12 protein-coding genes and 1 pseudogene are annotated in these 12604 nt (G+C 35.1%); 6 read left to right on the top strand and 7 right to left on the bottom strand.

Translation table 11 applies throughout. The features are described 5' to 3' along the window. Nucleotide 1 precedes the first annotated feature (1 nt). Nucleotides 2–556, bottom strand: coding sequence for an ATP-dependent protease subunit HslV (gene hslV, locus OPR52_RS03560; RefSeq protein ID WP_006280198.1), 555 nt, complete (start codon nucleotides 554–556; stop codon nucleotides 2–4). A 115-nt stretch (nucleotides 557–671) separates the two neighbouring features. Between hslV and gshA the strand changes: the two genes are divergently transcribed. Beyond that, nucleotides 672–1832, top strand: coding sequence for a glutamate--cysteine ligase (gshA, locus tag OPR52_RS03555; protein ID WP_265038439.1), 1161 nt, complete (start codon nucleotides 672–674; stop codon nucleotides 1830–1832). Between the two features lie 3 nt (nucleotides 1833–1835). On the opposite strand, the gene OPR52_RS03550 is transcribed toward gshA, so the two are convergent. The 3 genes from OPR52_RS03550 to OPR52_RS03540 form a co-directional block, all read right to left on the bottom strand. Then, on the bottom strand, nucleotides 1836–2633 hold the full coding sequence (locus OPR52_RS03550) for a hypothetical protein (protein ID WP_265038438.1): 798 nt from the start codon (nucleotides 2631–2633) through the stop codon (nucleotides 1836–1838). Nucleotides 2634–2703: 70 nt separating this feature from the next. Continuing rightward, nucleotides 2704–3651: a ferrochelatase gene (hemH, locus tag OPR52_RS03545; RefSeq protein WP_007548918.1), complete on the bottom strand. Its 948-nt coding sequence runs from the start codon at nucleotides 3649–3651 to the stop codon at nucleotides 2704–2706. Next, nucleotides 3652–4473, bottom strand: a complete 822-nt coding sequence (locus OPR52_RS03540; RefSeq protein ID WP_264719055.1) for a hypothetical protein — start codon at nucleotides 4471–4473, stop codon at nucleotides 3652–3654. A gap of 113 nt (nucleotides 4474–4586) precedes the next feature. On the opposite strand from OPR52_RS03540, the gene ndk reads away from it, so the two are divergent. From ndk to OPR52_RS03525, 3 genes are all read left to right on the top strand, one after another. After that, nucleotides 4587–5006, top strand: coding sequence for a nucleoside-diphosphate kinase (gene ndk / locus OPR52_RS03535; protein WP_182309846.1), 420 nt, complete (start codon nucleotides 4587–4589; stop codon nucleotides 5004–5006). A gap of 62 nt (nucleotides 5007–5068) precedes the next feature. Then, nucleotides 5069–5901, top strand: a protein-coding gene (locus OPR52_RS03530) for an IS5-like element ISWpi1 family transposase (protein ID WP_265037890.1) whose coding sequence is annotated in 2 segments (ribosomal slippage) — nucleotides 5069–5438 and nucleotides 5438–5901 — 834 coding nt in all. Because the reading frame shifts where the segments join, the coding sequence is not laid out codon by codon here. Nucleotides 5902–5990: 89 nt separating this feature from the next. Continuing rightward, a protein-coding gene (locus OPR52_RS03525) for an IS630 family transposase (protein WP_265037751.1) occupies nucleotides 5991–6850 on the top strand; the annotation gives its coding sequence in 2 pieces (ribosomal slippage) (nucleotides 5991–6315 and nucleotides 6315–6850; 861 coding nt in all). 55 nt (nucleotides 6851–6905) lie between these two features. Here OPR52_RS03525 and OPR52_RS03520 read toward each other — a convergent pair. Both OPR52_RS03520 and OPR52_RS03515 read right to left on the bottom strand, forming a co-directional pair. Continuing rightward, a pseudogene (locus tag OPR52_RS03520) lies at nucleotides 6906–7738 on the bottom strand (IS5 family transposase). Between the two features lie 1001 nt (nucleotides 7739–8739). Then, nucleotides 8740–9599, bottom strand: a protein-coding gene (locus tag OPR52_RS03515) for an IS630 family transposase (protein WP_265037751.1) whose coding sequence is annotated in 2 segments (ribosomal slippage) — nucleotides 8740–9275 and nucleotides 9275–9599 — 861 coding nt in all. Because the reading frame shifts where the segments join, the coding sequence is not laid out codon by codon here. A gap of 261 nt (nucleotides 9600–9860) precedes the next feature. On the opposite strand from OPR52_RS03515, the gene recR reads away from it, so the two are divergent. Both recR and OPR52_RS03505 read left to right on the top strand, forming a co-directional pair. Further along, on the top strand, nucleotides 9861–10460 hold the full coding sequence (gene recR, locus OPR52_RS03510; RefSeq protein ID WP_458694411.1) for a recombination mediator RecR: 600 nt from the start codon (nucleotides 9861–9863) through the stop codon (nucleotides 10458–10460). A 3-nt stretch (nucleotides 10461–10463) separates the two neighbouring features. Next, entirely contained in the window at nucleotides 10464–11684 is a 1221-nt protein-coding gene (locus OPR52_RS03505) for a KAP family P-loop NTPase fold protein (RefSeq protein ID WP_155969219.1), read from the top strand. Nucleotides 11685–11729: 45 nt separating this feature from the next. Here the strand turns inward: OPR52_RS03505 and OPR52_RS03500 are convergent, their stop codons facing one another. Next, the gene (locus tag OPR52_RS03500; protein ID WP_007550761.1) at nucleotides 11730–12554 is read right to left on the bottom strand and encodes a hypothetical protein; all 825 of its coding nucleotides are present in this window, start codon (nucleotides 12552–12554) and stop codon (nucleotides 11730–11732) included. Between the last annotated feature and the right edge of the window lie 50 nt (nucleotides 12555–12604).

Genomic DNA, 12604 nt, shown 5'->3' with positions numbered 1-12604 from the left:
ATCACTCCTCTATCTTTTCAATAACTACATTATGATTTGTATAAACACATATATCGCCAGCTATCTTCATAGCCTTTTTCGCAATTTCCTCTATTGATATTCCTTTAATGTCAATTAAAGCTCTTGCTGCAGATAGAGCAAAATTTCCCCCAGAGCCAATAGCTGCGACTCCATCTTCAGGTTCAAGAACATCACCTGTTCCCGTAATTACTAATGAAATAGATTTATCTGCAACGATCATCATAGCTTCTAATTTCCTCAGATATTTATCCATTCTCCAGTCTTTTGCAAGTTCAACACATGCTCTCATTAATTGCCCTGGGTGCTTGTCAAGTTTAGATTCTAATCTTTCAAAAAGAGTAAATGCGTCGGCTGTTGCCCCGGCAAATCCAGCAATTACGGAATCACCAGAAAGACGCCTAACTTTTTTTGCTCCAGATTTTATAACAGTGTGGCCCAGTGAAACTTGTCCGTCACCTATTACTACTACACTTTTATCTTTTCTAATTGATAATATAGTAGTGCCATACATTTTATTGTTATCGTGTTGAATCATTTTTCTATCACTTTAAATAAGAATCTCATTATACTTTAATCTTTAGTCAAATTTACTAAATATGTTCAACTATAGCTTATAATATAATACCTTCCTTATAACATTTAAAGTGCAGATGCAAAACATAATTCACCCAGATTTGGAAAAAAGTATAAATAATTGGTTCGAAGCAAAATTTAATGGCCTTACATCGCCATTTTATAGCTCTATAGATCTTAGAAACTCTGGCTATAAAATCGTTCCAGTAGACGCTAATTTATTTCCTGCGGGGTTCAATAACTTAAGTGAAGAATCAAGAACGATGGCAGCAAGATTGATAAAAAGCTATTTTAAAAGACATCAATACAAAAAGGTTCTTATAATACCGGAAAATTATACACGCAATAAAATGTATATAGAAAACGTATTTGTTATAGAGAAAATACTACAACTCGCAGGTTTTGAGACTAGAATTGGCCTTTTATATAATGAAGTATACAATTTAATAGAACAGTATGAAACTGTTGTGAAAGAAAACTCTCTGCTAAAGACAACTTCAGGATTTGTGCCTGATGTTATTATACTGAACCGTGATATGACGAGCCACATTCCAGACACGCTGAAAGACGTAAAGCAAGATATAGTACCAAGCCCACTATACGGTTGGCATAGCAGGCAGAAATTTAAGTATTTTGAAATCTATCAAGAATTAGCATCTGAGTTTTGTGGCAAATTTAAAATAGACCCATGGCTAATTTCTGTGCTTACAGAGAGCCGTGATGGAGTTGATTTTGATGATGATTTGTCACTAGGAGCAGTAGCAACTAAAGTTGACCAAATATTATCTCTAGTGCAAAAAAAATATGAGGAATATGAAATAAAAACACAACCTTACGTTTTTATCAAAGCAAGCAATGGCACATATGGGATGGGCATTATAACAGCAACAAGTGGAGAGGAAATATTAAACCTCAATAAAAAAAAGCGTCATAAAATGAAAAAGATAAAAGAAGGAATAGCAATCAATAGCGTTATTATACAAGAAGGTGTACCAACCATTGACATGTTTAAAAGCAGTTCTGCAGAACCGCTAATATACTATATAGGAGATACTCCAACATGTTACTTATACCGATGTAATAGCAGAAAAGATGTATATTCTAGCTTGAATGCCACTGACTGTGAGTTTCATGATGTTAGCCAGGTTGTAGAAGGTAAAATTCTATCACTTTGGAGTATTGTTAGCAAATTAGCAGTACTAGCGTTGGCAGTAGAAATAAAATCTTTTCATCCCTAATTCTTATACCTCTACAGTGCTGTCATTAGAATGACCGTTTATATTATGAACATCATCAAGTTCAGTGGAAGGATCATCATTGACAGGTTGTTGAAACAATTTGTCAAGCTGAACTGCAAGAAATACTGCACTATATATTATGCTGACTGTTACGCTTAAGTTGAAATTATAGATTATACCATTACCTAAGTTTATTGGTATAGTTGGAGTCTCTATCCTTCTTAATATGAAGTTTAATAAACCTAACGACAAAGTTAATGTGCTAATAATAAGGTTCTTCTTACACTCAGCAGACTTTTCAGGATCCTTATTATCCAGATATTCCTTGCATGTATAATAATAGCTTATAGGTTCTGAAATGAACAAAAATAGGATCGTTGAGGTTAAGTTAATATAACTTATTATGTCTGTATTGCTTCCAGTGCAAAAATGGATGATTTTCAACATCATTAGCGCTTCTATGGTGCTGCTTGCAAGATTAGCCGATTTACCCACAATTTTTGCCAGCTCTTTTTTACTCTCAGGGTTTCTGTAATCCTTAATTAGATCCTGTAGAGTAAATGCAGAATGGGCAATGTATAGAATAGATGTCGGAAACTTTACTAGTCGAGCAACATTCCGTATAAGAAAGATATTGGATCTATTATTGTCAATGAACTCGCAGCAAAATTGCAGTGAAATCTTACACAATAGGGCTGTTAAACCTGTTGTGATGCAGATTACCTTCCTGAAATCATGATCATAAATATCATGCACCCTTTGTGCGAGTATGTTAGATTTCTTTTTTAGCTTGTTTGGCATGAAATAGTTAATAACTTCCTGTTATTCTATCACATAAAATCCTAAAAGAAAAGCCCTATGAATCAGGACTTTAAGGGAGATTTATGCACAAATCGGCTAAGCATTTTATAAACAAGGGATCGGTACTGAGAGTTGGCACACGAAAGTAATATCCATCCTTGATAATTGCTTTATATTCTATATCAAGTTCAACTAGAGTTTCTGAATGCTCAGAAACAAAAGATATAGGTGATAGAACTACAGGTACACCATCAGCTTTTGCGCGTAATAGCTCACTTTCAGTGCTTGGCTCTAGCCATTTTACAGGACCAATCTTACTCTGATAACATATTGACCAATCTAAGTTATTGATAGCTAACTTTTCTACTATTAACTCTACGCTTCTTTCTACCTGTGAAGCGTAAGGGTCGCCCTTTTTAATGATACTAAGAGGTAAGCTATGTGCTGAAAATAGGACTCTTGGTTTACCGATTTTTCTAGCCAATTTATAGTACTTAGCTATCAGATTAGTGTGAGCTTCAATAAAATCTTGGTTATCATAATAACGGTGAATCATTTTTGTATTGCATTTTAGGCCATACCGTTTAGCATTTTTTTGCCAATTCTCGATGGATGACAGAGTTGTGGTAGTTGAATATTGTGGATACAGTGGCAGCAGAATTACTTCGTCAGGATCAAACTGTTTTACACTTTCAATAACTTCGTCAGCAAATGGACGCCAATAGCGCATGCAGATGAATACCTTGTGTACATGGTTTCTATTTTCGTTTAATTTTAGTTCTAAAGCATTAGCTTGCATTTTTGTATTCTCTAGAATTGGCGATTTACCTCCAATTTCCTCGTATATTTTTCGTGCAGTATTTTCTCGTTTCGCAGATATAAACTTTGCTAAAAGAAACCGAAAGGGATTCGGTAGATTGATTATTCTCCTGTCATAAAAAAGGTTGAATAAAAAAGGACGGACCGCATTTAGTGAATCAGGCCCGCCAAGATTAAATAAGATAACTGCCTTTTTCACCTACGCACTACTACAACAAGTTACTTCTGGGGTGCCTATAAAATTAGCTACACACTCATCAAATTTAGTTATAGGCACTAAATTTCTTACACTGGCATACAATAAGTGGCCTGATCTCTTCAGGTTACTCTTGGTGGATGTGAAGTTCCAATCGAAAAATGTATCGACAAAAAGACTTGGTACCGTTTCAAGAAGTTCAACAGCAGCTAAAGATAGCATTATACAACTTTGCAGGACATTCAGAAGAACCTTGAGGGGAAAAAGTAAAACTTTAACGAAAAGAGAGGTGCTACTTGTTTCATCCAGTAGTCGCCCTGAGTTAGGCGAATTATACTCGGTGTGTTTTCTATTTTGATCAAAGATAGGAAATTTTATAGTATCTTTCTTAAATTCCGCGTCTATTTCTTTTCTACTATGGTTAGTGATTTTTTCCATTAACTTCTCACGCAGATGAAAAGTTCTGACAATAAAACATGTGGCAATCATTAAGGAAGCACATAAAAGTGCGCATTGCATGAGGCTCATACTGCCTAGCATAGCTGGCAGTGCAAAACAAACAAATGGCACTATGATAGCCATTTCAAGCAATGGAATAGTATTCCTTTTCATTGCAAAGGCAGCACCTTTTTTTAATTCTGTATTATGATGTGAACTATATTCCAAATAACTTAAAAAGGCCAAATTAAAAGTTAAAAATCCTTTTGTTCCACAAAAAAGTGATGACTTAAAGTTACTTACTAATTTTTTAGTAGTAGATTTAGCTTGTTTTTTAGTGGTAGGCTCAGCTTGTTTAGTAGTGTTATTTTTACAACATTCACCCATACAATACCTCCTTGATGGTTTATTCTTAACTATAAATAAAAAACTGCTTTTATCAAATCAAAATTTACAATAAAATAAATCTATAAATATACTATTTTATATAAGGAAATAATATGGCAATTGAGAAGACACTTTCAATCTTAAAACCTGATGCAGTAAAAAATAATATTACAGGCAATATAAATTCCTACATCGAACAATCTGGGCTGAAAATCACAGCACAAAAAATGATGTTACTAACAAAAAAACAAGCAGAGCTGTTTTATGAAATTCATAAAGATAGGCCTTTTTTTGGGGAATTAGTAGAGTTTATGACCTCTGGTTCTGTGGTAGTTCAAGTTTTAGTTGGTGAAAATGCAGTAAGTAAATACAGACAAATCATGGGAGCTACCAATCCAAAGCAGGCAGATAAAGGCACAATCAGGGGTGATTTTGCTGATGATATTAGTGAAAATAGAGTCCACGGCTCGGATAGTCTAGAAAATGCTCGTAAGGAGATAGCTTTCTTTTTTGCTGAATGTGAGTTGGTGTAGTTAGAGGTTGTCCGGAAACAAGTAAAAGGCTATAATATCTGAAATTTTAGTACGGGGTAAAGATGAGAAAAAAGTATCCAACAGATCTAAGCGAAAGGGAATGGGCAAGAATAGAAAAACACTTCAGAGTATCATACAAGAAAGGAGGAAGGCCGCCAAAGTATAGCAAAAGAGAAATATTAGAAGCAATTTTCTATGTATTGCGTACAGGGTGTCAATGGCGGTATTTACCAAATGATTTCCCGCTATGGAAGACTGTGTATGAGCAGTTCAGGCAATGGAAGAAGCAGGGAATTTTTGAGAAAATGAATTATGAAATTACAAAATATAGTAGAAGAAAAATAGGAAGGAATGAGCAGCCGAGTGCCTGTATAGTAGATAGTCAATCTGTAAAGACTACAGAAAAGGGGGGATCAAAGGCTATGATGGAAGTAAAAAAGTAAAGGGTAGAAAAAGGCATATAATTACAGACACTCAGGGTTTTATACTAGGTTGTTACGTAGGCGCTGCTAACGAAAATGATAGAGATGGTATTAAAATAGCATTAAACAATATGAGAACAAAATATACTAAAGTTAAAAAAATGTGGGCTGACATGGGATACCAAGGAAGAAATTTAAAGAATCACATAAAGGAAGAATATGACATAGATATTGAAATTGTTAAAAGGCCTACATGTAGATTTTGGGTGCACAAAGATACGCCACCTGAGCTACTACCAACAAGAGAACAAGGGTTTAAAGTACAGCCAAGAAGATGGGTTGTAGAAAGGACTTTTGCTTGGGTTAATAGGAATAGAAGGCTATCGAAGGAGTATGATTTACTCACAACATCCACTGAGAATTTCATATACCTAGCTATGAGTAGGGTTATGTTAAAGAGGGAATATGCTTGAATTTACTAGTTTCCGGACAACCTCTTATAGCTCTTTCCATAAAAGTCCGGATGTGATAGGATAAGGGTAGATGATGATAAGGAGGTTGAATGCCAGCAGCATATAGTTATGATTTAAGAAAAAAAGCAATGGAAGCGCTAGACGAAGGAGAAAGCAGAGAAACAGTGGCAGCAAGATTTAAGATTGGACGAACTACTTTATGGGAGTGGCAGCAAAGAAGAAAAGAAACAGGAGACTTTCAATCAAAAAAACTTGGAAATGGGGGTTACAATCACAAAATTACCGACTGGGATACCTTTGCCAAATTTGCCAGAGAACACGGAGGAAAGACTCTATCGGAAATGGCTAAACTTTGGAACAACGTTAGTATCCAAACGATCTATCGAGCCCTTAAAAAAATTGAATTTACGCGCAAAAAAAGACATATGGATACAAGGAAAGAAACGAAGAAAAACGTGCTGAATTTTTGAAAATTATAGCGACAAAAGAACCTAAAAACTTAGTGTATATAGATGAGTCTGGCATTGATAACACCGAAGACTACCCCTACGGATATTGCCAGAAAGGACAGCGGTTTTATGCCTTAAAATCTGGAAAGAAAACTCAACGAATCAGTATGGTTGCAGCCTTAAGTGGAAGAAAGATAGTTGTTCCGTTAACCTTTGAAGGCCACTGTAATATGGATGTTTTTAATGGATGGTTTGAGCAATTTTTGACACCGATCTTGGAACCTGGACAGACTGTCATTCTTGACAATGCTACTTTTCATAAGTCTGATAAGATTATCGAGCTTGCTAAAGGGGTTGGTGCAGAAATTTTGTATCTGCCGCCTTATTCTCCAGATTTCAACAAAATTGAGCATCATTGGTTTGCTATAAAAAACAGAGCCAGGAAAAACATTCCTCTATTCGAATCCTTTCGTCGTGCTGTTGATTCTGCCTTCCTATGACCTGTTCGGACTATTATGAGAAATGCTATATGAGGTTGTCCGGAAACAAGTAAATTCAAGCATATTCCCTCTTTAACATAACCCTACTCATAGCTAGGTATATGAAATTCTCAGTGGATGTTGTGAGTAAATCATACTCCTTCGATAGCCTTCTATTCCTATTAACCCAAGCAAAAGTCCTTTCTACAACCCATCTTCTTGGCTGTACTTTAAACCCTTGTTCTCTTGTTGGTAGTAGCTCAGGTGGCGTATCTTTGTGCACCCAAAATCTACATGTAGGCCTTTTAACAATTTCAATATCTATGTCATATTCTTCCTTTATGTGATTCTTTAAATTTCTTCCTTGGTATCCCATGTCAGCCCACATTTTTTTAACTTTAGTATATTTTGTTCTCATATTGTTTAATGCTATTTTAATACCATCTCTATCATTTTCGTTAGCAGCGCCTACGTAACAACCTAGTATAAAACCCTGAGTGTCTGTAATTATATGCCTTTTTCTACCCTTTACTTTTTTACTTCCATCATAGCCTTTGATCCCCCCTTTTCTGTAGTCTTTACAGATTGACTATCTACTATACAGGCACTCGGCTGCTCATTCCTTCCTATTTTTCTTCTACTATATTTTGTAATTTCATAATTCATTTTCTCAAAAATTCCCTGCTTCTTCCATTGCCTGAACTGCTCATACACAGTCTTCCATAGCGGAAAATCATTTGGTAAATACCGCCATTGACACCCTGTACGCAATACATAGAAAATTGCTTCTAATATTTCTCTTTTGCTATACTTTGGCGGCCTTCCTCCTTTCTTGTATGATACTCTGAAGTGTTTTTCTATTCTTGCCCATTCCCTTTCGCTTAGATCTGTTGGATACTTTTTTCTCATCTTTACCCCGTACTAAAATTTCAGATATTATAGCCTTTTACTTGTTTCCGGACAACCTCTAACTCAGATTGGCGTCATCCAAGTAGCTGACAACATAGAAACGAAAAAACTTACTTGACACCCTTCGCCAGCGCCCTTATCATGATAGTGAAGCTATTGTATTTGCTTTCGCCAATCTGCAGATTAAAAGGTAAGGATTACTTAATGTATCGGCGTCTTATGTTCAATTTTTTGCAGTATATAGATACTGTATGTCTTTACAAAACTTCATCTACATCTAGATTTTTATCTAAATAAGCTGAACGCGCTTATAAAGCGTTACAAGACATCAAAAAATGCCAATACTCGACAGAGATAGTAAAAGACTAGCTAACTCGGGGGTTCTTTGTCTTTTTTTCTGCTTAGTAAATTTCTTAAACATTTGCAGCGTAAGTTAGTTGCAATTAAAAGCAGCTGAATTTCGCTTGTCAAGCGTTTAAAACATAAAAAACGCCAATATTTTAAAGCGGATAATAACCCCAGGGCTTCTTTTGCCTTTTTTTTCATTTAGTAAATTTCTTAATATTTATAGCTAAAGTAATTTAAAAGTCCGTGAAGGGTGTCATGCCAGTGCTTGACACTGGCATCCAGTTTTCCATATAATCTCATCAAAAATGTTTATTTTCTAGCTACTTTTATACTTATCAACCCAGTATGCTTACTTACAATTAAAATTTCTGGATCCCAGTGTCTGGGCACTGGGATGACAGCTAGCCTGACAACCGTCATCCCGCTACTTGTTAGCGGGATCTAGAGATACCGAGAATGAATCGCGGTATGACGTAGGACTGCTGTCATTCCAGTCTGGAATCTAGTTCTTATTGTACATTTACTTGGTAGAGTTAAATTTCCTGGATCCAAGTAGTCGGCTACTCGGATGACAGGAGAAGGTACTGCCGTCATAAAGGAACCAGTGTCAGCTACTTGGATGATATAGCATTTCTCATAATAGTCCGAACAGGTCATAGGAAGGCAGAATCAACAGCACGACGAAAGGATTCGAATAGAGGAATGTTTTTCCTGGCTCTGTTTTTTATAGCAAACCAATGATGCTCAATTTTGTTGAAATCTGGAGAATAAGGCGGCAGATACAAAATTTCTGCACCAACCCCTTTAGCAAGCTCGATAATCTTATCAGACTTATGAAAAGTAGCATTGTCAAGAATGACAGTCTGTCCAGGTTCCAAGATCGGTGTCAAAAATTGCTCAAACCATCCATTAAAAACATCCATATTACAGTGGCCTTCAAAGGTTAACGGAACAACTATCTTTCTTCCACTTAAGGCTGCAACCATACTGATTCGTTGAGTTTTCTTTCCAGATTTTAAGGCATAAAACCGCTGTCCTTTCTGGCAATATCCGTAGGGGTAGTCTTCGGTGTTATCAATGCCAGACTCATCTATATACACTAAGTTTTTAGGTTCTTTTGTCGCTATAATTTTCAAAAATTCAGCACGTTTTTCTTCGTTTCTTTCCTTGTATCCATATGTCTTTTTTTGCGCGTAAATTCAATTTTTTTAAGGGCTCGATAGATCGTTTGGATACTAACGTTGTTCCAAAGTTTAGCCATTTCCGATAGAGTCTTTCCTCCGTGTTCTCTGGCAAATTTGGCAAAGGTATCCCAGTCGGTAATTTTGTGATTGTAACCCCCATTTCCAAGTTTTTTTGATTGAAAGTCTCCTGTTTCTTTTCTTCTTTGCTGCCACTCCCATAAAGTAGTTCGTCCAATCTTAAATCTTGCTGCCACTGTTTCTCTGCTTTCTCCTTCGTCTAGCGCTTCCATTGCTTTTTTTCTTAAATCATAACTATATGCTGCTGGCATTCAACCTCCTTATCATCATCTACCCTTATCCTATCACATCCGGACTTTTATGGAAAGAGCTATACCTTTTTTCTACTTAGTTTGGGTTATGCAAGAAGTCTATTATAATCAGGCTTTAAGTGTGCGGAAGTAATTTTTTTCGTTAAAGTAAAAAATTTTTTCTATAGCTGATCAAAGTGGGATCAAGAGAAACTTACCACTTTCTTTACAAAGGGTTTGATGTTACCATTTGACTACCTATTCTGAATTTATTGGATGAACATTAACATAAAAAATCTAGTTCATGCTTTCTCTAAATTGCCAAGTTTAGGGCCATCATCATCACGCAGGTTAGTTATACATTTACTCCAAAACAAAGAAAAAGTTATGCTACCACTTGCATCTTTGATTAAAGAGCTAGCAGATCTTATAATAGAGTGTGAAGTTTGCGGAAATCTAGATACTAAGTCACCTTGTTCTATTTGTACTAACCCAAAACGTGACACTAAGTTACTGTGTGTAGTAGAAGAATTAGGTGATCTATGGGCGTTTGAAAAAGGAAATATATATTCAGGTTTATACCATGTTTTGGGTGGCAGATTGTCTGCAATAAATGGCATAGGTCCAAAAGAACTCAACCTTGACACTATTCTGAAAAGAGTGACAGAGTCTAAAATTGAAGAGATAATTATCGCAATTAATCCGACATTAGAGGGCCAAGTTACTGCACAATATATAATTGAATTGCTAAAAAATTTGGATGTGAAAATATCACGCCTTGCTTGCGGCATACCAATGGGCGGAGAAATTGACTATCTTGCTGAAGGAACGCTGAGGATAGCACTTACTTCAAGACAAGAATATGAGTTAAATATAAAATAAGACATGTGCTTAAAAAAACTTATATCGCTCATAACATTCAAAAAGAAAAAAATAGTGCCACCACTTAAAGTGGTGGCTTGGGAAAATGACCGCCTAAACTATAAGCAATTTTCAGGTAAATTCAACACTATAATTAAAACAATTGATCAGTCTTTTACAATAATATCTTTAGAAGGATATGATGGATGGGGCAAGACGTTTTTTTTGAAAGAATGGGTAAAAGAGTTAAAACAGCAAAATGAAATTGTAGCTTATTATAGTGCATGGGATATCAATGCATTGGACCAACCACTTCCTTCTTTTTTAAATTTTCTATTTGAAGATTTATTTGCATCGTATGAAGTAAAAAGAAGCGTTATACAACAGTTCAAGAACATAAACCAAGAGCTATTTTCTCTAAACACACTAGGAAAGCTGATCAGTAAATCTCCACTTGCTATGCTTTCAGTATTTCTTGATGCTGCAAAAGAGGCTGATAAAAAAGACATAGGTTTTGTCTTGAGTGAATTAAGTCTTCTCCAAAGAAGAAAAGAGAGTACTAGAGATTTCAAAATACAGTTAGCGGATGTGGTTAATAAAATCAGAAAAGACAAAAACATTTATATAATGGTGGATAATCTTGATGTGTGCCGTCCTAAATTCGTTGTCGATTTTTTGGAATCTATAAAGTATATGCTTGATGTGGAGGGGCTGGTTTTCATTATTTCTGTAAGTAAAGATAAGAGTAATGTACAAAGAGCAATCAGCACAATACTTGGACCAAATTTTGACCTAAAATCTTTTACTGATCTCTCTTTACATTTGCCAAAACAACCGATAGAAAAATTTACAAAAGAACTATTTGAAAATATTAAATTACCGAAAAAGTCAAAAAATTTGATTGTAGATAGTTTTATATTTTATGCAGAAAGCCTGTCACTATCGTTAAAAACAATAGAATACTGCGTAAAAAAAATAAAGCTGTGTCTTCTGAATCACACAAGAGAAGAATTACCTGATCCGAATTTGTTTGCATTTTTGGTAATACTGCAATCAATAAATATTGATATATATGAGGAACTAGATTCCTCATGTCAAAGATCCTTGGAAAAAATTGAAAATGAATATAAATCTTTAGTTCTAAATGGTCAAGAAGAATGGGAAAAACTTAAAACCTCTCTAGAAACTGCTTTTGCAGAGAGGGAGTCAAAAATTAACAAAGCTATAAAGGATATACTATTTTGAAAAGATACCCTACCTTCACATATACAAAGATAGGGTAACATTTGATTAACGCCCTTTTACTATGTCATTACCTTGTTCAAACTTTCTGATTAATTCGCTTACATTGACATTAGATAATTTTTTACCTGCAGATTTGTCATTATGTGAAGCATCAGGTTTACGAAGGTCTTCCTTACTGTTACTCCTAGTAATATTACATCTAACAATGTTTGAATTATTAGACTTATCGCTTACATCTGAAATATTGCTTTTTTCACTACATGAAGACGAATTACTCGACATATTGCCTAAGCTAAAGAGCTTTTTACCTTGATAGATTGGATTCCAATCAAGTGGATTATAAGTTTTTTTGCTAGTCTCAACCTTTTGGTTATTTTGCTGTTTAGGAGAAAAACCAAGTTTTTCTCTTTCTTTCTTGCTTAGCGTTTTGAGAAATTTTACGGTTTCTAATTCATCAGTTGCTTGTACTTTATGTAAATCAAAGCTTTTTTGATGGTTATCCTGCTTAACATTTTCCATCATTTTATCTTTTATTGTTCTATCCTCATCATCAGAAGTGCTGCTACTAATATCACTGATACCACTATCCCCTGAATTGCGGCGTTGTTTGTTAGGAGTGCTATGAATGTTGTCTTCCATGAGTTTTTGCATTGTTGGGCCAAATGTTCTTCCAAGATTGCTACTCACTGTTTTATTACTATCATTTGCTTGAGAATGAGGTACATTTCGCTCAAAAATTGCTTTTATTCCAGCAAATTTAGCTTGGGAAGATTTCGGAGGAACAGGTGGGGCAACCATGCCTTTTGAGTTAATCTTTCCTTCATTTTGAGGAAAAATTTTTGGATTATTTTTTTCTACTGTAGTATTCATTTTTTTACCTCTAAACCTATTAACTAATAAAAGTATAAACTTAGAGGTAT

The organism is Wolbachia endosymbiont (group A) of Hylaeus communis (assembly GCF_947251915.1).
GTDB lineage: Bacteria > Pseudomonadota > Alphaproteobacteria > Rickettsiales > Anaplasmataceae > Wolbachia > Wolbachia pipientis.
The sequence above is the reverse complement of the archived record's forward strand: the minus strand, read 5'-3'. Positions and strand labels throughout refer to the sequence as shown.

Bases quoted from the DNA above. Each gene is read 5' to 3' on its own strand.
- hslV (WP_006280198.1), bottom strand. From the start codon at position 556: ATGATTCAACACGATAACAATAAAATGTATGGCACTACTATATTATCA.
- OPR52_RS03550 (WP_265038438.1), bottom strand. From the start codon at position 2,633: ATGCCAAACAAGCTAAAAAAGAAATCTAACATACTCGCACAAAGGGTG.
- OPR52_RS03540 (WP_264719055.1), bottom strand. From the start codon at position 4,473: ATGGGTGAATGTTGTAAAAATAACACTACTAAACAAGCTGAGCCTACC.
- OPR52_RS03505 (WP_155969219.1), top strand. From the start codon at position 10,464: ATGTGCTTAAAAAAACTTATATCGCTCATAACATTCAAAAAGAAAAAA.
- gshA (WP_265038439.1), top strand. From the start codon at position 672: ATGCAAAACATAATTCACCCAGATTTGGAAAAAAGTATAAATAATTGG.
- OPR52_RS03500 (WP_007550761.1), bottom strand. From the start codon at position 12,554: ATGAATACTACAGTAGAAAAAAATAATCCAAAAATTTTTCCTCAAAAT.
- ndk (WP_182309846.1), top strand. From the start codon at position 4,587: ATGGCAATTGAGAAGACACTTTCAATCTTAAAACCTGATGCAGTAAAA.